Consider the following 19,267-nt stretch of genomic DNA (forward strand, 5'->3'; position numbering starts at 1 on the left):
TGGTGGTCTAGAACGGCACGCGTCCCAGGATCATGTCGCGGTACATGACGAAATCGCCGAGCAGGCTGTAGAAAGGGTGCTGAAAGGTCGCAGGACGGTTCTTCTCAAAGAAAAAATGCCCGACCCAGGCGAAGCTGTAACCCGCCACCGGCAGTACCCACAACAACATCCAGGCGCCCCGACCGATGGTCAACGCCAGAATGAAAATGACCAGCGTCGTGCCGATGAAGTGCAATCGTCGGCAGGTACTGTTGCTGTGTTCGCTGAGGTAGTACGGGTAAAACTCAGCGAAACTGTTGAAACGCTTGATGTTTTCCACGACTGCAATCTCTGTGGTTATTGTTCTGGCTGCAAGTTGTTCGGCGGGTAGCTTATTTGAGTCTAGAGTGATCAATGGCATCAGCCAGTGACAATGGGCGCCACTTTAGTATCCTTCGGAAAATTCGCCGCGACAGACGGCTCACCAAGACAGTAAACGCCATGAGCGAACGAACGACTTCTGCAAGCTGGGCGATGGGGATTGTCAAAGCACTGGAAATGGACGGCCTGGATTGCCGGGTTCTGTTCAAGCAGCTGGGGCTCGACTACGCGGCACTGGATGATCCGGATGCGCGCTTCCCGCAAGATTCCATGACACGACTGTGGCAACGGGCGGTTGACCTGTCCGGCAACCCGGCGATCGGCCTGAACATGGGCAAGGTGGTGCGACCGGCGCAATTTCATGTGACCGGCTACGCCTTGATGTCCAGTCAGACCCTGGCCGAGGGTTTCAAGCGACTGGTGCGTTACCAGCGGATCATCGCCGAAAGCGCCGACCTGAGCTTCCGCCTGCTGGACGAGGGCTATGCGCTGATTCTGACGGTGCATGGCGACCATTTGCCACCCACCCGTCAAAGCGCCGAAGCCTCGTTGGCTTGCGCCTTGGCGCTGTGCGGCTGGCTGACCGGGCGCACGCTGCACCCGCGCAAAGTGCTGGTGCAGGGCGATGAGCCGGTCAATCTTGAGCCCTACAAACAAGCCTTCCATGCGCCGCTGGTATTTAATGCGCCCTACGATGCGCTGATTTTCGAACGCGCAGACATGGAAGCGCCGCTGCCGACGGCCAACGAGGCCATGGCGTTGTTGCATGACCGCTTTGCCGGCGAATACCTGGCGCGGTTTTCCGAAAGCCGGGTCACGCACAAGGCGCGGCAGGTGTTGTGCCGATTGCTGCCACAGGGCGAGCCCAAGCGCGATACGGTGGCGCAGACGCTGCATCTGTCGCAACGCACTTTGCAACGGCGTTTACAGGAGGAGGGTACGAGCTTCCAGACGTTGCTCGACGACACCCGTCGTGAGCTGGCCGAGCAGTATCTGGCGCAACCGACCATGACCCTGCTGGAAATTGCCTACCTGCTGGGGTTCGCTGATCCGAGCAATTTCTTCCGCGCCTTCCGCCGCTGGTTCGACACCACGCCCGGCGAGTACCGGGCGCGATTGACGGGAACGCCTGCGCCGGTCAGTGACGCCAGAACGCCGGAATACACAGCACAAACACCGTAATGATCTCCAGTCGGCCCAGGAGCATGCCGAACGAGAGAATCCACTTGGCAGCGTCCGGCAGCGAGGCGAAGTTGCCGGCCGGGCCGATGGTCTCGCCCAGCCCCGGGCCGACGCCGGACACGGTGCTGGCGGCGCCGGTGAGGGCAGTCATCCAGTCCACCCCGAGCAGCGACAGCAACAGCGCGATCACGCAGATGGTGATGGCGAAGAAGAACGAAAAGGTCAGGATCGAGCGCACGATCTCTTCATCGAGGCGGTGGCCGTTGTACTTCTGCTTGATCACCGCCCGCGGGTGAATCAGCTGGTTAAGGTTGGCCTTGAGCAGGATGTAGGCGACCTGGAAGCGGAAAATCTTGATCCCGCCGGCGGTCGAGCCGGAGCAGCCGCCGACAAAGCCCAGATAGAAGAACAGCATCAGCGAGAAATTTCCCCACAGGCTGTAGTCCCCCAGCGCGAAACCAGTGGTGGTGACCACTGACGTCACGTTCAGCGCCACATGCCGCAACGCTTCGAGCCAATGCAGCTTGGTGGTCCACCAGTACCAGGTGCCGAGCACCAGCCAGGTCACCAGCAACATGCCGAGCAGGCCTTGAACCTGCTGATCCTTGATCAACGCCTTGCGATTACCGCGCAGGGTCGCCACGTACAGGGTGAACGGCAGGCTGCCGAGAATCATGATGACGATGGCCACCCAATGCACCGCCGGCTGCGTCCACTTGGCCAGTGACTGGTCCGAGGTGGAAAAACCGCCGGTGGAGATCGCCGACATCGCATGGTTGATCGCGTCGAACGGACTCATCCCGGCCCACCAGAACGCCAGGCTGCCGAAAATGGTGATGCCGACATAGGCCGCCACGATCAGGCGCGCCACCATGTGTGAACGGGGCATGACTTTTTCGGAGCGGTCCGACGACTCGGTCTGGAACAACCGCATGCCACCGATGCGCAGCAGCGGCAGGATCGCTACCGCCATGCCGATAAACCCGATACCGCCGATCCAGTGCAGCAGCGAGCGCCACATCAGGATGCCGGGGGACATGTCGTCCAGGTGGTTGAGCACCGTGGAACCGGTGGCGGTGATCCCGGACATGCTTTCGAAGAACGAATCGGTGTAGCTGATGTGCTGGGTCAGCAGGAAGGGCAGCGCGGCGAAGATACACACCACCAGCCAACTGCTGACGGTCAGCAGGTACATGTCCCGTGGCCGCAGGTGCACATGCTCGGGGCGCCCGGGAATGACCATGGCGAGGCCGGCGACAAAGGTGATCATGCTGGCCCAGAGGAACGACGGCAGGTCGCCGGTGCGATCGAAGATCACCAGCGTGGCCATGGGCACGACCATGGCGATGGCCAGGGTTATCAGGAAGATGCCGATGATGAATCCAATGAGACGTAAGGTCGGCAACGCCATGAAATCCGCTCGGCTGAAGTAAGGAGGGCGCCATTCTACCTGCGAGGCGGGGCATGTAAACCGCACTGCCTCAGTAGTTACAGCTAGAATAGCCGCACAATTTTTTCTGGAGGTGGCCGATGCAGGCTCTCGACGTTTTGCTCAACCGTGTTTCCGTCCCGCGCCTGGTCGAACCGGCACCCACCCAGGCACAACGCGAAGTGCTGTTTGGCGCGGCCATGCGCGCCCCGGATCACGGCCATTTGCAGCCTTGGCGTTTCCTGACGGTCGAAGGCGTGGCGCGCGAGCAAATGGGCGAGTTGCTGGCCGAAGCGGCGAAGTTGCAGGACGCTGAAGTCACCGAAGCAGCCATTGACAAGGCGCGTAACGGTCCGCTTCGGGCCCCCTTGGTGGTGGTCGTGATCGCGCGGGTGCAAGAGCACGTCAAGTATCCGAAGTCCGAGCAGCTGCTGGCGGCGGGTTGTGCCGCCCACGGGATTTTGCTGGCGGCCTATGCGCAAGGCATTGGCGCGGTCTGGAGGACCGGTGACCTGGCCTATTCGCCGCATGTGGCCAAGGGCTTGGGCCTGGCAGAGGGCGAAGAGGTGATTGCCTTCCTGTACCTCGGCACACCGCTGAAGGAACCACGCGTTGCGGAGAAGGTTGACCTGGCCGAGTTTGTCAGCGCCTGGCCCGGTAAAGCCTGACACCACTGATCAAATGTGGGAGCGAGCCTGCTCGCGAAAGCGGTCGTTCATTCACTACGAAGTTGAATGTGCTGCCGCCTTCGCGAGCAGGCTCGCTCCCACAGTGGTTCAGGGTTGGACGACGGCCCCCGGCACCAGCGGAAACTCCAGGCTGGCAATGAATCCACCCTCAGGATGATTGGCCAGCACCAGGCTCCCGCCATGCCGTTCCGCCGCCCGCCGCGCAATTGCCAGTCCCAGGCCATGCCCGGCCGCCGTCTGCCCGGGCGCACGATAGAACGGCTCACCCAGCTGGCTCAAATGTTCAGCGTCCGCCCCCGGCCCATGGTCACGTACGGTCACCACTATCCGTTCCCCTTGACGCAACGCCTGCATTTCAATCGGCAGGCCGCCCACGGGGTTGAAGCGCTGGGCGTTGCGCAGCAGATTGTCCACGGCGCGTTCGATCATGGTTGGCCAACCCTTGAGGGTCAGCTGCGACTCGGCTTCAAGGTGCACGAGTTGATCGGGTGAACCCAGTTGCGCATCCTTTTGCAACGTATTGAGCAGGGCGTTGAGATCCACGTCTTCGGCACTGGCGTTATCGGCGTCGACCCGTGCCAGCACGAGGATTTCGCTGATCAACGCTTCGAGACGGTCGCATTCGCGGGTCAGGCGCGGCCAGAGCTTTTCCCGCTCCTGAGGCGTGGCTCGCTCGGCCAGTGCCAGCGCAATGCGCAGGCGAGCGAGGGGCGAGCGTAGTTCGTGGGACACATCGCGCAGCAATTGTCGCTGACTGCCGATCAGGCTTTGCAGGCGCGCGCCCATGCGATTGAAGTCGTTGGCCAGCACGCCGAATTCGTCGCGGCGGTTGGCCAGTTTGACCAGGCTGTTCTGTTGGTAGGTGGTTTGTCCCAGGTCATGCACCGCGCCGCGCAAACGGCTAAGCGGGCGGGTGATGGAAAAGGTCACCAGCAGGCTGAACAGGGTCAGCACCACCAACGCGATGCCCAGCGCACTCAAAGGCCAGAGCAGGCTTTCACGGTGCCAGGCGTCGAGTTCCGGGTGTGGAATGCGGTAGATGAACAGGTAAGTGTCACCGCTTTTTTCGCTGGTGAACTCATCGGTCAGGCGCCGCCATGGCAGGCGCCGGTCATCGTTGTTCTGCCGCGCCTCGAAGGCCGCCGCGCGGCGCGGGAAGGTACCGCGCACCACGGGGTCGCCGCTTTCGTTGAGCACCTGGACGTCGATGTGGTACTGGTGTTTACGCTCCTGCAGAAGGTCCTGCGCGGCGTCCTCACCCTGGGATTCGTAAGTCTGCGTCCATTGCTCGGCCAGGGTATTGAGGCCTGGGTGGCGGCTGAGAATCCACGCATCCTGGTTGAGCATGTGCCCCAGTAGAATGGAGAGCCCGGCAACCAGGGCGATGGCCAGCCAGAAGCTGGCCAGGATCCGCCAGAACAATGAGCGCACAGAAAATCCTCAAAACAAACACAAAATCCCATTGTAGGAGCGAGCCTGCTCGCGATGGACGTCAACGATAACGCGGGGTATCAGGCAGCCCGTGTTGTCCATACGTCCATCGCGAGCAGGCTCGCTCCTACAGTAGATCAAAAGCGTCAGACCCAACGGTCCTGAACCGTTGGGTCTCGGGTTTAGCGCATTATTGCGCTTTTTGCGCCTGTTGCGCTTTCCAGGCCTTGAATTCGGCCCACTCGGCGCGACGTTCAGCCTGTTTTTTCTGGATCTCGTCGAATTTCTTCTGTTGATCCGGTTTCAGCAAGGCACGTACGTCGGCCTCGGCTTTCTTGTGGTTGGCGGCCATTTCATCTTTCATGGCTTTCTGGTCGGCTGGCGAGAGTTTTTCCAGGTACTTGTCGACCACTTGCTTACGCTCATGCATCTGCTCGCCCATGATCTTGCGGATCTGCTCGCGCTGCTCGCGGCTCAGGTCCAGCTGGCTGTACGGGCCTTTACCGTGCATGCCGTGCATCTGACCGCCGTGGCGCGAACCGTCCATCGGGCCGCTCGGGCCTGCGCCTTCAGGCATGGCCATGGCAACGGTCGGCAGGGCGGCGGCGAACATCAGAGCGATAAGAGTCTTGCGCATGGTGAATCTCCTTGTCTCATTCCCGGTACGTTCCGGATGTGTGCAGATTACCGAGTTCAAGGTCAGCGGCGGTCAGCGCTACGTAAAGCTTGGGTAAAGACGGATTGCCGACAACCTGACAAACATCACAGGAGTGAGGTTCGCGTTCAGAGGCTGTAGTAATAACCACGGCTACGCAGCGCCACGATGCGCGGGCGGCCATCGGGATGCGGGCCGATCTTTTTGCGCAGGTTGCTGACGTGCATGTCGAGGCTGCGGTCGTACAGGGTCAGCTTGCGGCCGAGGGCGATTTGCGCCAGTTCCTGTTTATCCAGCGGCTCGCCGGGCTGTTTGAGCAGGGCTTCGAGCAGGCGGCTTTCGGATACCGTCAGGGTGAACTCCTGTTCATCGATGCTGACCACGCCGCGCACCGGGCTGAAGCACAGATCGCCCAGTTCCATCTGGCTGGACACCGCCGCCGGATGGCTGCGGCGCAACACCGCGCGCAGGCGGGCTGTCAGTTCCCGTGGGTCGCAGGGTTTGGCCAGGTAGTCGTCGGCGCCGAGCTCCAGGCCGAGGATGCGGTCCAGGGGTTCGCCGCGGGCTGAAAGCATCAGCACCGGCAAGTCCGGGTGATCGCTGCGCAGCTGCTTGAGCAGTTCCAGGCCACTGCCATCCGGCAACATCACGTCCAGCACCACGGCCGCCGGGGAAGTTTCGGCCAGCGCGCGACGGGCGCTCTGGCCATCGTGACAGGCACGCACCTGAAACCCTTCCTGGCTCAGCCAGCTGCCCAGGAGCTCGCACAGCTCCTGGTCATCATCAATCAGTAACAACTCGCTCATGGATCACTCAATTTAGCCATTGTCGACGTTTTCGACTTGCCCCACTGGCGAAGATACCGCAGAGCAGGGCCAATAGCGCCACCCCGGCGCCAACGACGAACCACTGTTGCTGATCGGTCAACCAGCGCGGGATCGAACTGCCAGCCTGCGCTTCGCGAAGTTGCAGCTTGAGTCGCTGATTCTCCTGGCGCAAGCGAACCAGCTGGGCGCTCTCGCGTTCGCCATCGGCAGCGTTCAATTGTTTGCTCAGTTCTTCTCGTTGTCGTTCGCTTTCCTTCAAGCGTTGCTGCAGTTCGTTGATCTGGCTGCCGGCGCTCAAGGACAGCGGCGTGGAGTTCGCGCCCTCGGCGGCTTCTTCACCGTGGGCGGGCGCCACGATCGACAACGTGACCAACATCAGACACAACGGACCTTTGCGCATCGCGACTCCTGATTCCAATACGGATATTGGGGAGTTTGTCGGCAGGCGAACGAGAATAATGAGCGATTGAGAACGCGATGAACCGATAAGGTTCACCGCGCAGAGGGAGGTTACGGCAGTACTTGCTTGAAAGGCTTGACCAAGACGTTGGCGTAGACGCCTGCGGCGATGTACGGATCGGCATCGGCCCAGGCCTGTGCGGCGCTCAGGGAGTCGAATTCGGCGACGATCAGGCTGCCGGTGAAACCCGCTGCCCCCGGATCATTGCTGTCGACCGCCGGATGCGGGCCGGCCAATACGATGCGGCCTTCGCCCTTGAGCACTTGCAGGCGCTCCAGGTGTGCAGGCCGTGCGGCCAGGCGGGCTTCCAGGGAGTTGGCGACGTCTGTGGCAATGATTGCGTAAAGCATGTCAGTCCTCGGTTTTCGGCGTTGTGGTATCGGCGTCGTGCAGGTGGCGGGACAGGTAGATACCCTGGCCGACCAGGAACAGCAAAGTCATGCCCAGGCTGCCGAAGACCTTGAAGTCGACCCAGTAGCTCTGGAAGGTGAACGCGACGAACAGGTTGGCGGCGCCGCAAAACAGGAAAAACGCGATCCAGGCGATGTTCAGGCGCGTCCAGACCGGCTCCGGCAGGCTCAGTGCGTGGCCCATGATGCGCTTGATCAGCAGTTGGTCACCGATGAAGTGGCTGCCGATAAAGGCCAGGGCGAACAGCCAGTTGACCACCGGGGCTTTCCATTTCAGGAAGGTCTCGCTGTGGAAAGCCAGGGTCAGGCTGCCGAAGACCAGGCAAGCGATGAGGGTCAGCCACTGGCTCTTCTCCAGCTTGCGCTGTTTGATGAACAGCGTGCCGTAGACCACCAGGGAGCTGATGATCAGCATCGCGGTGGCGCTGTAGATACCGCCTACAGTGACCTCGTGGCCAGCAATGTCGACGACCCGTGGATCGATTTTGAAGACGATGAAAAACAGCAGGAGCGGGATGAAATCGATGAATTGTTTCACAGTGGCAGCCAGAAGCAGGATGTGGCGGCATAATAACAAACATATGGGCGCGCGATAGCGCCAGCTGATTTGAGGTTACAAAGCCCTGTGAATGTTGATCTGCACTGCCATAGCACGGCCTCCGATGGCGCCCTGGCGCCTGCTGTCCTGGTCGCGCGTGCGTTCGAGAAAGGCGTGCAGGTCCTGGCCTTGACCGATCACGACACCCTGGAAGGCCTCGACGAGGCCCGCCACGCCGCGAATGCGCTGGGGATGCAACTGGTCAACGGCGTCGAGTTGTCCTGCACCTGGGGTGGCGCGACCATTCACGTGCTGGGCTACGGTTTCGACGTCAATGCCGCACCGTTGGTCGAGGCTATTGCCAAGTTGCGCGATGGTCGCTGGCTACGTTCCGAGGAAATCAGCCGTAAACTGGCGCTCAAGGGTATGCCAGGTGCGCTCGAAGGCGCCCGGGAAATCCAGCAGACCCTGGGTGACAGCGGCAACGCACCGGCCCGCCCGCACTTTGCCGACTGGATGGTGCGCGAAGGTTTCGTCAAGGATCGCGCCGAAGCGTTTCGCAAATGGCTGGGTGCCGGCAAGCTGGGAGACGTCAAGCAGCACTGGCCGACCCTGGAAGACACCGTCGAAACCCTGCGCGCGGCCAAGGCCTGGGTCAGCCTGGCCCATCCCTGTCACTACGAATTCACTCGCAGCAAGCGCCGCCGCCTGATTGCCGACTATATTCAAGCAGGGGGCCACGCGATTGAGGTGGTCAATGGCCATCAGCCTGCCGAGCAAGTGGGCAGTCTCGCGATTTTGGCCCGCGAGTTCGGTCTGCTGGTCAGCGCCGGCAGTGATTTTCATGGCCCTGGAGGCTGGTCCGAGATCGGTGAATACCGCCCGCTCCCGGAGGATCTGCCACCACTGTGGTGTCGATTCAAACATGACCCAATTATTGCCGCCGTCTGAACAGGTAGAGAATGTGAGTCAATTTTTCCAGATTCATCCGGAAAACCCGCAGGCGCGCCTGATCAAGCAGGCTGTCGAGATCATCCGCAAGGGCGGGGTGGTGATTTATCCCACGGACTCCTCCTACGCAATCGGTTGCCAGATCGGCGACAAGGTCGCAGTGGAACGCGTTCGGCGTCTGCGTCAGCTCGACGAAAAGCACAACTTTGCGCTGATCTGCAGCGATCTGTCACAATTGGGGCTGTTCGCCAAGATCGATACGGGCACCTTCCGCCTGCTCAAGGCCCATCTTCCGGGGCCCTACACCTTTATCCTCAATGCCACGCGCGAAGTCCCGCGCCTGCTGTTGCATCCGAAGAAGCGCACCATCGGCCTGCGGGTGCCGAGCCATCCGATTGCCCTGGCGCTGCTGGAAGAGCTGGGCGAACCGCTGATGAGCGTGACGCTGATCATGCCGGGCGATGAGGATCCGATGACCGATCCGTACGAGATGCGCCAGTTGCTCGAGCATCAGGTGGACCTGATCATCGATGGCGGTTTCGGCGGGATCAAGGCGTCCACCGTGATCAACCTCGCCGATGGCGAGCCGGAAGTGATCCGTGTCGGTTGCGGCGATCCTGCGCCGTTCATGGTCGAGGCCTAGATGTCTGCAGTAGAACCCGTTGACAGTCAGGCTGGCGCCCAGCAAGAGCTGCCTTTCGCCATGGTCTATGGCCAGGCGGTCATGGAAATGCCGCTGGACCTGTACATCCCGCCGGATGCGCTGGAAGTCTTTCTCGAAGCCTTCGAAGGCCCGCTCGACCTGCTGCTGTACCTGATCCGCAAACAGAACATCAACATCCTCGACATCCCGGTGGCGGAAATCACCCGCCAGTACATGGGTTATGTCGAATTGATGCAGTCGGTGCGCCTGGAGCTGGCCGCCGAATACCTGGTGATGGCCGCGATGTTGGCCGAGATCAAGTCGCGGATGTTGCTGCCGCGGGCCGAAACCGTCGACGAAGAGGAAGAAGACCCGCGCGCCGAACTGATCCGCCGCTTGCAGGAATACGAGCGCTTCAAGGCCGCCGCCGAAGGCATCGACGGCCTCAGCCGGGTCGGTCGCGACGTGGTGGTGCCCAAGCTCGATGCCCCGGAAGCGCGGGCGCGCAAACTGTTGCCGGACGTGCGTTTGTCCGAGCTGTTGCTGTCCATGGCCGAGGTGCTGCGCCGCGGCGACATGTTCGAAAGCCATCAGGTCAGCCGCGAGGCGCTGTCTACCCGCGAACGCATGAGCGACGTGCTGGAACGGCTCAAGGGCGGCGGTTTCGTGCCCTTTGTCGAGCTGTTCACCGCCGAGGAAGGGCGCCTGGGGGTTGTCGTGACCTTCATGGCGATCCTCGAACTGGTCAAGGAATCCTTGGTCGAGCTGGTGCAGAATGAGCCGTTCGCCGCGATCCACGTCCGAGCACGAGCCGAATAACGAGTCCAATCATGAACCTGAGTGAACCCCGCGAGCTGGCGCCATTGCTCGAAGCCTTTCTGTTGGCCTCCGGAAAACCGCAATCCCTGGAGCGCCTGTTCGAGCTCTTCGAAGAGGCCGAGCGCCCGGAGCCGGCGGTCTTCAAGAAAGCCCTGACTATCCTGGGCAAGTCCTGCGATGGCCGTGCATACGAGTTGAAGGAGGTGGCTTCGGGCTATCGCCTGCAAATCCGTGAAAAATTTTCGCCGTGGGTCGGGCGTCTATGGGAAGAGCGGCCGCAGCGTTACTCGCGCGCCATGCTCGAAACCATTGCCCTGATCGCCTATCGTCAACCGATCACCCGGGGCGAGATCGAGGATGTGCGGGGCGTGGCGGTCAACAGCCAGATCGTCAAGACCCTGATGGAGCGCGAGTGGATCCGCATCGTCGGTTACCGCGACGTGCCGGGCAAACCGGCGATGTTCGCCACCACCAAGGCGTTTCTCGATCACTTCAACCTGAAGAACCTCGATGACCTGCCGCCACTGGCCGAAGTGCGCGAACTGGAGCCGGATCCGGTGCTCGATTTCGACGACGCGCCAGTGCCCGCGGGGCTGCAGGAACTGGCCGACGCCAGCGCCGAGCCGGAAGAGCCCAAGGAAGAGACCAGTTTCCATACGCTGTTGCTGGAGCTGGACAGCATGGAGGAGGGGATCAAGACGGATTTCGATGATTTGTTGCGTGACGGGGAGGTACCGGGGATTGATCCGCAGCAGCCCGACATCGAACCGGAAGCTGAAGTTTTGCAGATCGCACCTGAACCGGAAATTGAACCCGAGCAGGAAGACGACATCCTCGGTGTTGCCGAGGCCCGTGAAAAACTGCTGGCCGCCGTTGCTGCGCTGGAACAGCCGAAACCCGAGCCGCAGTTGTCCGACGAAGAAGCCGAAGCCCTGGCCCTTGCCGAAGCCATCGAAGCCGAACGCCGCGAATTCGGAGACTGACAACAAGCCCTGTACCGACCAAAAAACCTGTGGGAGCGGGCTTGCCCCCCATGAGGGCGTGTCAGTCGACATCATTGCCAGCTGATCCACCGCAATCGCGGGCAAGCCCGCTCCCACAGGGTTGTGTGACAAACCATCGAGATCACCGGTCGGCGGAAAAACCAGTAACCTTGCCTTGATCAGCTACTCTCTGATGCGCAAACGCCCGCATGCGCGTATGATTCGCGACCCTTCGGCGATCCCTTCGCCAAAGTACCCAGTTTTCAGAACACACCGGGAGGTGCCCAGATGAGTATCAAAGACCAGAAAGACGACCAGGAAATCGGCCCAGCAGGCGAAAAACTGCAGAAAGTCCTCGCCCGTATCGGCGTCGGCTCGCGCCGTGACGTGGAAGCCTGGATCAGCCACGGCCGGATCAAGGTCAATGGCAAAGACGCCACCCTTGGCCAGCGCGTCGACATGCACGACGCCATCACCATTGATGGCAAGGTGATCAAGCGTGAAGAGGCCGCCGAGTCGGTCCGCCGCGTGATCATGTACAACAAGCCCGATGGCGAAATCTGCACCCGCGTTGACCCGGAAGGCCGTCCGACCGTGTTCGACAAGATGCCGCGCCCGAAAGAAGGTCGCTGGATCAACATCGGCCGCCTGGACATCAACACCACTGGCCTGCTGATGTTCACCACCGACGGTGAGCTGGCCAACCGCCTGATGCACCCTTCCTACGAAATGGACCGTGAATACGCGGTACGTGTGCGTGGCGAAGTCGACGACGAGATGATCGAGCGCCTGAAAGCCGGCGTGGTCCTCGAAGACGGCCCGGCCAAGTTCACCGATATCAAGCAGGCGCCGGGCGGTGAAGGTTTCAACCACTGGTACCACTGCGTGGTGATGGAAGGTCGCAACCGCGAAGTACGTCGCCTGTGGGAATCCCAGGGCCTGGTGGTTAGCCGTCTGAAGCGCGTGCGTTTCGGTCCGGTGTTCCTCAATTCGGACCTGCCGATGGGTCGCTGGCGCGAAATGAGCCAGTACGAAGTCGACATCCTCAGTGCCGAAGTTGGCCTGACCCCGGTGGCGATGCCGCAGATGAACGCCAAGAGCAAAGACAAGCTCGATCGGATGCAGCGTAAATCGTCGCGTCCAATGGCCAAGACCGAGCGCGTACGTACCCTGCGTCCAGCCACTGGCGCAGCCACTGCACCTGCTGCGCCTCGTGCCAGCCGCGAGCCTCAGATCGAAGGCGAGCGTCCAGCACGCAAGCCAGCCGCCCGTCAGGACGGCGAGCGCGGTCCACGCACGCCACGTCCGGCCAATGGCCGTACCGAGCGCGGTGAAGGTCGTGGTACGCCGGTAGCCGATCGTCCGGTCGACAGCAAGCGCCCGGCCAAGCCGGCGTCGAAGCGTCCTGGTATCAGCCTGGTCGACGGTGACAAACCGTCGGGCAAGCGCCGTGGCGCGCCGGCGGGTTCTGGCCAGCGTCCGGGGTTTGGTCGTCGTAAGCCTGAGTAATCGGTAAGCGCTTTATGAAAAACGCCAACCTTCGGGTTGGCGTTTTTTTTGGGGTCTGGCTTTAGCGATGGGTTGTTTTCAAGGGGCTCTTCGCGGGCAAGCCCGCTCCCACAGTGATTTGTGGCAAGCCAAAATTTTGCGTTCACCCATTAACCCTGTAGGAGCGGGCTTGCCCGCGAAGGCGTCAGTCGCGGTACCGGGATCTCCAAAGTGGAAAACCAAAATTACACACTGTAAAGAATTCATGACGAAATCCACGGATTAAACCCATGAAATCGCCGCCCCCTTGATCCCGTAAGAAAATTTTTACGCCTGATTGTCTTCTGTCCTCCTCCCGCCCCTCTATCCCGCTTGTTTCCCCACCCCATGCAAGGTGTCATGCGCCCCATGCCTGTCGTGCAGGTGCATAACAAAAAGGAGGCGCAATGACCGCCGCAATCCGTTTCCAGCTCCCATCGCGGGCCGGTTTTTCCGCTGTCCCCGTCCGAGACCTGCAAAGGTCTGACCACCTTTTTGCCGCCGCCCGATCGCTTCGGGGTGGACACATGCAATCCCGGTTACCGACACGCTGATCCAGCGGGGTCTGGCAGCAGGGGGTTACAGGTGTACAATGCGCCGCGTTTTACCTGTGACCTCCTGCGCATCTGCGCAAACCTCAAGGCTATCCGCCTTGTTCACTCCGCCGCGCCACAAGCGTGTCGGGTTCGATTTCGTCACAGATAAAAACAAACAGGTGACGCATGACCGTTGTAAATACGCTGAACTCCTGGTGCCTGCGCTGGGGTTTGATCGACGCTGCTTAACGTCCTTCTGAGTAGCAACGTCAACTGAACATCATCAAACCTTGCGTGAGACCCTTTTCATGAGTGGACAAAACTCGCATTCAGGCGAGCTGAAACGCGGCCTGAAAAATCGCCATATTCAACTGATTGCCCTCGGTGGCGCGATCGGTACCGGTTTGTTCCTCGGCTCGGCCGGGGTGCTGAAATCCGCCGGGCCGTCGATGATCCTCGGCTATGCCATCTGCGGCTTCATCGCCTTCATGATCATGCGCCAGCTGGGCGAAATGATCGTCGAAGATCCGGTGGCCGGCTCCTTCAGCCACTTCGCGCACAAGTACTGGGGCGGCTTTGCCGGCTTCCTGTCAGGCTGGAACTGCTGGATCCTGTACATTCTGGTCGGCATGTCGGAGCTGACGGCAGTCGGCAAATACATCCACTACTGGGCGCCGGACATCCCGACCTGGGCATCCGCAGCGGCTTTCTTCGTGCTGATCAACGCCATCAACCTGGCCAACGTCAAAGTGTTTGGCGAGGCCGAGTTCTGGTTCGCGATCATCAAGGTCGTGGCAATCGTCGGCATGATTGCTCTGGGCAGCTACCTGCTGGTCAGCGGTAATGGCGGCCCGCAAGCGGCGGTCAGTAACCTGTGGTCCCACGGCGGCTTCTTCCCCAATGGGGTTAGCGGCCTAGTGATGGCCATGGCGTTCATCATGTTTTCCTTCGGCGGCCTGGAAATGCTCGGTTTCACCGCGGCCGAAGCCGACAAGCCGAAAACCGTGATCCCGAAAGCGATCAACCAGGTGATCTACCGGATCCTGATTTTCTACATCGGTGCATTGGTGATCCTGCTGTCGTTGACCCCGTGGGACAGCCTGCTGACCACCCTGAACGCCTCCGGTGATTCCTACAGCGGCAGCCCGTTCGTGCAAGTGTTCTCGATGCTGGGCAGCAACACCGCCGCGCACATCCTCAACTTCGTGGTCCTGACCGCGGCGTTGTCGGTGTACAACAGCGGCACCTACTGCAACAGCCGCATGCTGCTGGGCATGGCCGAGCAGGGCGATGCGCCGAAAGCATTGGCGAAGATCGACAAGCGCGGCGTACCGGTGCGTTCGATCCTGGCCTCGGCTGCCGTGACCCTGATCGCGGTACTGCTGAACTACCTGATCCCGCAACACGCGCTGGAACTGCTGATGTCGCTGGTAGTGGCCACCCTGGTGATCAACTGGGCGATGATCAGCTACTCGCACTTCAAGTTCCGCCAGCACATGAACAAGACCAAACAAACGCCGCTGTTCAAGGCTTTTTGGTATCCATACGGCAACTACATCTGCCTGGCGTTCGTGTTGTTCATCCTCGGTGTGATGTTGTTGATCCCGGGGATCCAGACATCGGTGTACGCGATTCCGGTGTGGCTGGTGTTCATGTGGGTCTGCTACGGCATCAAGAACAAGCGCAGTGCGCAGCGCGCCTTGCAGCCAGCTGTGGAGTAACTCCGCGTAGAAACAACAAACCCGGCCAAGTGCCGGGTTTTTTGTTGCAGGGGTGCGACGTTCATCATTCGCGGTATCCTGCACTCTCTGAATACGGACGCTTTCCATGCTGGTAATTTCCAACAACGTGCATCTACCGGATGCCGAAATCGAGTTGACCGCCATTCGCGCCCAGGGGGCGGGTGGGCAGAACGTCAACAAGGTTTCCAGCGCGGTACACCTGCGCTTCGACATTCCGGCCTCGTCCTTGCCCGAGTTCTACAAGGAGCGCCTGCTGGCGCTGCGCGACAGTCGCATCACCAGCGAAGGCGTGTTGATTATCAAGGCTCAGCAATACCGGACTCAGGAGCAGAACCGCGCCGATGCGCTGGAGCGTTTGGTCGAGTTGATCCAGAGCGCCACCAAGGTCGAGAAGAAACGCCGGCCGACCAAGCCGACCCTCGGTTCGAAAACCCGTCGGCTCGAGTCCAAGAGCAAGCGCGGCAATATCAAGGCCGGGCGCGGCAAGGTGGATTTCTAGCGCGACTCCCGCGCCTGGCGATGCTTTGGGGCTTGCCGATACAGGTAGAGGCAGAGGATCAAGCTGCAAAGCGCAGCAATGGCAGCAAACAGGAAGATCGACGCAAAGCCGAATCCTGCCGCCACCGCGCCGGCGACTGGCCCGGTGATCCCCAGCGACAAGTCGATGAACAGCGAGTAGGCCCCGACTGCCGCGCCCCGGCTGGAGGCGGGTACCAGGTTGACCGCTTCGACACCCAGCGCCGGAAACACCAGCGAAAAACCGAAACCACTCAAGGCAGCGCCCGCCAACGCCCAATGCGCGTCGGGTGCCAGCCACAACAGCAACAGGCCCAGGGTTTCCACCGACAGGCAGGCAATCGCCACGCGAAAACCGCCGAGGCGATTGATCAGGTTGCCGAACAACAGGCGCGCACCGATGAAGCTCGCACCGAACAGGCTCAGGCACAGCACGGCGTTGTCCCAGTGTTGGGTGGCGTAATACAGGGTGATGAAGGTGGCGATGGTGCCAAAGCCGATCGAGCCCAGGGCGAGGCCGCAACCGTGGGGCAACACCCGACCAAGCACGTGCATGAACGGCAAGCGTTCACCGGCAACAATCGGCGCGGCGGTTTTCGGCCAGGCCAGCAGCAGGCCAAGCACTGCCAGCAGCACAATGCTCACGCCCATGCTCCACAAGCCCAACTGTTTTACCAGCAGCACGCCCAAGGGTGCGCCCACGGCCAATGCGCCGTAGCTGGCGATGCCGTTCCAGGAGATGACCTTGGCGGTGTTCGCCGCGCCAACCCGGCCGATGCCCCAGCCAATCGAGCCGGAACCCACCAGGCTTTCGGCGCTGCCGAGCACCAGGCGACCAATCAGCAGGCTGATCAGGCTGAGCATCGGCAGGCTTTGGGTCCAGGCCGATAGCAACATGAACACTCCGCTCAAGCCACAACCGGCCAGGCCATACATGACCGCCAGCTTGCTGCCCTTGTTGTCGATGATTTTCCCGGCGTAGGGGCGGCTGAGCAGGGTGGCGAGGTACTGCACGCTGATCACCAGCCCGGCGATCACGGCGCCAAAGCCCAGGTCGCTATGGACATAGCCCGGCAGTACCGCCAGTGGAATGCCGATATTGAGGTAGCCGATGAAGGTGAACAGGACGATGGAAACAACTTGCAGCGTGACCGCCAGGGGGCGCTGGTTTTCAGACATGGGTAAAGGTCCACGGGAAAGCAGGATTAGATAGGCTGCTTATGATAGCGGCGCGAGTGGCTGCCGGTCGTGGAAAAAGTAAAACTATTTGCCGGGCGGGATCGATCAGGGCTTGGCAGGTGCGACCAGTTGCGTGGTGACCAGGGCGGCCAGGGCATTTTCTTCGCTGCCGAAGCGGGCGAGCAGGGCGGCTTGTTTTTCGGGGGAGAGGCGATTCCAGATCTCGATCATTTTCTCGGCGGTGCCGATCAGGACGCTGGCTTGGGCTTCGGAAAATTCGTCGGTCATGGCGAGGGGCTCACAGTTCAGGCGGTGTGGAAAGCGCATGTTAGCGCTTTCCACACAGTCTGTACGGCGGTTGTATCAGTCTTCGCTGTCAGCCTGGCGGCTGCCAGTGGCTTCTTTCGGCTCGGGCTGTTGGGCGCCGGCTTGCTGCGTGGTCGTCTGCTCAGGTACGTGCAGGCTTGGGAAGGGGAGATTAGGAATCTCGTGCATGTTCGCGCTCCTCGCTAAGTCTGTTGATAGATCTGGTAGATCCGCGCTTTCAAAAAAGCCTGGGCAGGATACAGCACGAGAAATGACAAACAGACTTTTATATCCATTTGTTTCGACGAATGGGGTTGTCTATACAAATCTGGAGGGCGACACAAAACAAATGTGGGAGCGAGCCTGCTCGCGATAGCGGAGTGTCATTCAACGGTGATGTTGACTGATAGACCGCTATCGCGAGCAGGCTCGCTCCTACAGGGTTATTTGCAGACTTTAGCGATACCTTCTGCCAGTAAATCCAGACGCGTTGCATCTATCCCGGCCACGTTCGCCCGACCCGAGCTGACCATGTACACACTGTGATGATCGCGCAGTTGCTTGACCTGCTCCGGCGACAGCCCGGTGTAGGAAAACATCCCGCGTTGCACGCCAATGTGCGCAAAGCGCTCACGCAAACCGTAATCCTGCAGCGCATCGAGCAAGCCGCTGCGCAGCTGCGCAATGCGCAAGCGCATGGTTTCCACTTCGTCGGCCCAGAGGTTTTTCAGTTCCGGGTCGCCGAGGATGGTCGCCACCACGGCAGCGCCGTGATCCGGTGGCGTCGACCACAGGTTGCGGGCGATGTTGGCCAGTTGGCTGCGGATGTCGGTCAGCTTGTCCGCGGATTTCGCGCAGACAATCAGCGCGCCGGTGCGGTCGCGGTACAGGCCGAAGTTCTTCGAGCAGGAGCTGGTGATCAGGACTTCCGGCAACTCGGCGGCAAACAGTCGAGTCGACCACGCGTCCTGCTCCAGGCCGTCGCCGAAACCCTGATAGGCAAAATCGATCAGCGGCAGCAACTCGCGCCGACGCACCACGTCCAGTACCCGGCGCCAGTCGTCATGGGACAGATCGAAGCCGGTCGGGTTGTGACAGCAGGCGTGCAGCAGTACCACGTCGCCCCTGGGGGCTTCGTTGAGCACGGCGAGCATCGCATCGACGTCCAGGCGGTTATCGCTGCCCACGTAGGGGTAATGATTAACCTTCACCTTGGCCGCGGCGAAAATGGTTTCGTGGATCGGCCAGGTCGGGTTGCTCAGCCAGACGCCACGGCCCGGCAGGCACTGGGCGATGAAATCCGCGCTCAAGCGCAACGCACCGGTGCCGCCCGGAGTCTGGGTGGCGCCGGCGCGTTGTGCGCTGATCAGCTTCGAGTCGGCGCCGAGCACCAACTCGTTGATGACCTTGCCGAAGGCCGGGTCGCCATGCCCGCCGATGTAGGTCTTGGTGGTCTGGCGATCCACCAGTCGCGCCTCGGCGAGTTTAACGGCCTGGGGAATCGAGGTCAGGCCCTGGGCGTCTTTATAGACACCCACGCCGAGATCGAATTTGCGCGGGTTGGGGTCCTGCGCGTAGGCCTCCATCAGGCCGAGGATCGGGTCGCCGGGCACCCGGCCGATGGCGTCGAAATGCATTATTTGCGGCCCTCGGCGTCCTTGGCAACGATGTCAGTACGCGCCGCCATGATGAAGTCGTTGCGGTGCAGGCCCTTGATCGAGTGGCTCCACCAGGTCACGGTGACTTTGCCCCACTCGGTCAACAGGCCTGGGTGATGGCCTTCGGCCTCGGAGATTTCACCGACGGCGTTGGTGAACGCCAGGGCGTGCTTGAAGTTCTTGAACAGGAAAACCTTCTCCAGCTGCATGATGCCGTCGCGAACTTCGATGTTCCAGTCGGGGATCTGCTTGATCAGGATCGGCAGTTCTTCGTCGCTGACTTGTGGAGCATCGGCGCGGCAGGCTTCGCAGTGGGCTTGGGTAAGTGCGGTCATGATGGGTTCCTGAAATCGTATTATTGGAATTCGGCCGTCAATGTCACCACGCTAAAGCAAAGCGTCGGTTCCGGACAGGCTCACTTGATGC

At 61.0% G+C, this 19,267-nt stretch carries 22 protein-coding genes; 9 read left to right on the forward strand and 13 right to left on the reverse strand.

Features of this window, described 5'->3' with window-relative positions:
• Window positions 1–7 precede the first annotated feature (7 nt).
• Window positions 8–319 (reverse strand): DUF962 domain-containing protein, encoded by a 312-nt coding sequence (locus tag OH720_RS07685; RefSeq protein ID WP_034146218.1) that lies wholly within the window; start codon window positions 317–319, stop codon window positions 8–10.
• A 161-nt stretch (window positions 320–480) separates the two neighbouring features.
• Here OH720_RS07685 and OH720_RS07690 point away from each other — a divergent pair, with 161 nt between their 5' ends.
• The gene (locus OH720_RS07690; RefSeq protein WP_202949496.1) at window positions 481–1,542 is read left to right on the forward strand and encodes an AraC family transcriptional regulator; all 1,062 of its coding nucleotides are present in this window, start codon (window positions 481–483) and stop codon (window positions 1,540–1,542) included.
• On the opposite strand, the gene OH720_RS07695 is transcribed toward OH720_RS07690, so the two are convergent.
• Window positions 1,499–2,953, reverse strand: a complete 1,455-nt coding sequence (locus tag OH720_RS07695) for a TrkH family potassium uptake protein (protein WP_272605125.1) — start codon at window positions 2,951–2,953, stop codon at window positions 1,499–1,501. The genes OH720_RS07690 and OH720_RS07695 overlap by 44 nt on opposite strands.
• A gap of 119 nt (window positions 2,954–3,072) precedes the next feature.
• Between OH720_RS07695 and OH720_RS07700 the strand changes: the two genes are divergently transcribed.
• Window positions 3,073–3,639, forward strand: a complete 567-nt coding sequence (locus OH720_RS07700) for an NAD(P)H nitroreductase (RefSeq protein WP_272605126.1) — start codon at window positions 3,073–3,075, stop codon at window positions 3,637–3,639.
• A gap of 108 nt (window positions 3,640–3,747) precedes the next feature.
• Here the strand turns inward: OH720_RS07700 and OH720_RS07705 are convergent, their stop codons facing one another.
• The 6 genes from OH720_RS07705 to OH720_RS07730 form a co-directional block, all read right to left on the reverse strand.
• Window positions 3,748–5,091: a sensor histidine kinase gene (locus OH720_RS07705; RefSeq protein WP_272605127.1), complete on the reverse strand. Its 1,344-nt coding sequence runs from the start codon at window positions 5,089–5,091 to the stop codon at window positions 3,748–3,750.
• Between the two features lie 190 nt (window positions 5,092–5,281).
• Window positions 5,282–5,728, reverse strand: a complete 447-nt coding sequence (locus OH720_RS07710) for a Spy/CpxP family protein refolding chaperone (RefSeq protein ID WP_180202874.1) — start codon at window positions 5,726–5,728, stop codon at window positions 5,282–5,284.
• A gap of 146 nt (window positions 5,729–5,874) precedes the next feature.
• Window positions 5,875–6,552: a response regulator transcription factor gene (locus tag OH720_RS07715; RefSeq protein WP_008055526.1), complete on the reverse strand. Its 678-nt coding sequence runs from the start codon at window positions 6,550–6,552 to the stop codon at window positions 5,875–5,877.
• A 7-nt stretch (window positions 6,553–6,559) separates the two neighbouring features.
• Entirely contained in the window at window positions 6,560–6,973 is a 414-nt protein-coding gene (locus OH720_RS07720; RefSeq protein ID WP_008055525.1) for a hypothetical protein, read from the reverse strand.
• Between the two features lie 110 nt (window positions 6,974–7,083).
• Window positions 7,084–7,383, reverse strand: coding sequence for a YciI family protein (locus OH720_RS07725; RefSeq protein ID WP_007984134.1), 300 nt, complete (start codon window positions 7,381–7,383; stop codon window positions 7,084–7,086).
• Window position 7,384: 1 nt separating this feature from the next.
• Window positions 7,385–7,981, reverse strand: coding sequence for a septation protein A (locus OH720_RS07730; protein WP_008055521.1), 597 nt, complete (start codon window positions 7,979–7,981; stop codon window positions 7,385–7,387).
• Between the two features lie 87 nt (window positions 7,982–8,068).
• On the opposite strand from OH720_RS07730, the gene OH720_RS07735 reads away from it, so the two are divergent.
• From OH720_RS07735 to arfB, 7 genes are all read left to right on the forward strand, one after another.
• Window positions 8,069–8,932: a PHP domain-containing protein gene (locus OH720_RS07735; RefSeq protein ID WP_008055520.1), complete on the forward strand. Its 864-nt coding sequence runs from the start codon at window positions 8,069–8,071 to the stop codon at window positions 8,930–8,932.
• A 13-nt stretch (window positions 8,933–8,945) separates the two neighbouring features.
• The gene (locus OH720_RS07740) at window positions 8,946–9,575 is read left to right on the forward strand and encodes an L-threonylcarbamoyladenylate synthase (protein ID WP_272605128.1); all 630 of its coding nucleotides are present in this window, start codon (window positions 8,946–8,948) and stop codon (window positions 9,573–9,575) included.
• 120 nt (window positions 9,576–9,695) lie between these two features.
• Window positions 9,696–10,394 (forward strand): segregation and condensation protein A, encoded by a 699-nt coding sequence (locus OH720_RS07745; protein WP_272606413.1) that lies wholly within the window; start codon window positions 9,696–9,698, stop codon window positions 10,392–10,394.
• An 11-nt stretch (window positions 10,395–10,405) separates the two neighbouring features.
• Window positions 10,406–11,377 (forward strand): SMC-Scp complex subunit ScpB, encoded by a 972-nt coding sequence (gene scpB, locus OH720_RS07750; protein ID WP_272605129.1) that lies wholly within the window; start codon window positions 10,406–10,408, stop codon window positions 11,375–11,377.
• 288 nt (window positions 11,378–11,665) lie between these two features.
• Window positions 11,666–12,886: a 23S rRNA pseudouridine(2605) synthase RluB gene (gene rluB / locus OH720_RS07755; protein ID WP_272605130.1), complete on the forward strand. Its 1,221-nt coding sequence runs from the start codon at window positions 11,666–11,668 to the stop codon at window positions 12,884–12,886.
• Window positions 12,887–13,748: 862 nt separating this feature from the next.
• A complete protein-coding gene (locus OH720_RS07760) occupies window positions 13,749–15,161 on the forward strand; it encodes an amino acid permease (RefSeq protein WP_180202869.1) in 1,413 nt (470 codons plus the stop codon).
• Between the two features lie 106 nt (window positions 15,162–15,267).
• Window positions 15,268–15,681, forward strand: coding sequence for an alternative ribosome rescue aminoacyl-tRNA hydrolase ArfB (gene arfB / locus OH720_RS07765; RefSeq protein ID WP_008055510.1), 414 nt, complete (start codon window positions 15,268–15,270; stop codon window positions 15,679–15,681).
• Here arfB and OH720_RS07770 read toward each other — a convergent pair.
• The 5 genes from OH720_RS07770 to OH720_RS07790 all read right to left on the reverse strand — a co-directional run bounded on the left by OH720_RS07770 (window position 15,678) and on the right by OH720_RS07790 (window position 19,176).
• A complete protein-coding gene (locus OH720_RS07770) occupies window positions 15,678–16,877 on the reverse strand; it encodes an MFS transporter (protein WP_272605131.1) in 1,200 nt (399 codons plus the stop codon). The two genes, arfB and OH720_RS07770, sit on opposite strands and share 4 nt — an antisense overlap.
• 105 nt (window positions 16,878–16,982) lie before the next feature.
• Window positions 16,983–17,165 (reverse strand): hypothetical protein, encoded by a 183-nt coding sequence (locus OH720_RS07775; RefSeq protein ID WP_020796929.1) that lies wholly within the window; start codon window positions 17,163–17,165, stop codon window positions 16,983–16,985.
• Between the two features lie 75 nt (window positions 17,166–17,240).
• Entirely contained in the window at window positions 17,241–17,372 is a 132-nt protein-coding gene (locus tag OH720_RS07780; RefSeq protein ID WP_007984112.1) for a hypothetical protein, read from the reverse strand.
• Window positions 17,373–17,626: 254 nt separating this feature from the next.
• Window positions 17,627–18,820: an amino acid aminotransferase gene (locus OH720_RS07785; protein WP_442967266.1), complete on the reverse strand. Its 1,194-nt coding sequence runs from the start codon at window positions 18,818–18,820 to the stop codon at window positions 17,627–17,629.
• Window positions 18,820–19,176, reverse strand: a complete 357-nt coding sequence (locus tag OH720_RS07790; protein WP_095058993.1) for a 4a-hydroxytetrahydrobiopterin dehydratase — start codon at window positions 19,174–19,176, stop codon at window positions 18,820–18,822. Before OH720_RS07790 ends, OH720_RS07785 begins: the two co-directional genes overlap by 1 nt.
• Window positions 19,177–19,267: the final 91 nt, after the last annotated feature.

Source organism: Pseudomonas sp. WJP1 (genome assembly GCF_028471945.1).
Taxonomy (GTDB): domain Bacteria; phylum Pseudomonadota; class Gammaproteobacteria; order Pseudomonadales; family Pseudomonadaceae; genus Aquipseudomonas.

Bases quoted from the DNA above. Each gene is read 5' to 3' on its own strand.
- OH720_RS07690 (WP_202949496.1), top strand. From the start codon at position 481: ATGAGCGAACGAACGACTTCTGCAAGCTGGGCGATGGGGATTGTCAAA.
- OH720_RS07695 (WP_272605125.1), bottom strand. From the start codon at position 2,953: ATGGCGTTGCCGACCTTACGTCTCATTGGATTCATCATCGGCATCTTC.
- OH720_RS07700 (WP_272605126.1), top strand. From the start codon at position 3,073: ATGCAGGCTCTCGACGTTTTGCTCAACCGTGTTTCCGTCCCGCGCCTG.
- OH720_RS07710 (WP_180202874.1), bottom strand. From the start codon at position 5,728: ATGCGCAAGACTCTTATCGCTCTGATGTTCGCCGCCGCCCTGCCGACC.
- OH720_RS07715 (WP_008055526.1), bottom strand. From the start codon at position 6,552: ATGAGCGAGTTGTTACTGATTGATGATGACCAGGAGCTGTGCGAGCTC.
- OH720_RS07720 (WP_008055525.1), bottom strand. From the start codon at position 6,973: ATGCGCAAAGGTCCGTTGTGTCTGATGTTGGTCACGTTGTCGATCGTG.
- OH720_RS07725 (WP_007984134.1), bottom strand. From the start codon at position 7,383: ATGCTTTACGCAATCATTGCCACAGACGTCGCCAACTCCCTGGAAGCC.
- scpB (WP_272605129.1), top strand. From the start codon at position 10,406: ATGAACCTGAGTGAACCCCGCGAGCTGGCGCCATTGCTCGAAGCCTTT.
- rluB (WP_272605130.1), top strand. From the start codon at position 11,666: ATGAGTATCAAAGACCAGAAAGACGACCAGGAAATCGGCCCAGCAGGC.
- OH720_RS07760 (WP_180202869.1), top strand. From the start codon at position 13,749: ATGAGTGGACAAAACTCGCATTCAGGCGAGCTGAAACGCGGCCTGAAA.
- arfB (WP_008055510.1), top strand. From the start codon at position 15,268: ATGCTGGTAATTTCCAACAACGTGCATCTACCGGATGCCGAAATCGAG.
- OH720_RS07770 (WP_272605131.1), bottom strand. From the start codon at position 16,877: ATGTCTGAAAACCAGCGCCCCCTGGCGGTCACGCTGCAAGTTGTTTCC.
- OH720_RS07775 (WP_020796929.1), bottom strand. From the start codon at position 17,165: ATGACCGACGAATTTTCCGAAGCCCAAGCCAGCGTCCTGATCGGCACC.
- OH720_RS07780 (WP_007984112.1), bottom strand. From the start codon at position 17,372: ATGCACGAGATTCCTAATCTCCCCTTCCCAAGCCTGCACGTACCTGAG.
- OH720_RS07785 (WP_442967266.1), bottom strand. From the start codon at position 18,820: ATGCATTTCGACGCCATCGGCCGGGTGCCCGGCGACCCGATCCTCGGC.
- OH720_RS07790 (WP_095058993.1), bottom strand. From the start codon at position 19,176: ATGACCGCACTTACCCAAGCCCACTGCGAAGCCTGCCGCGCCGATGCT.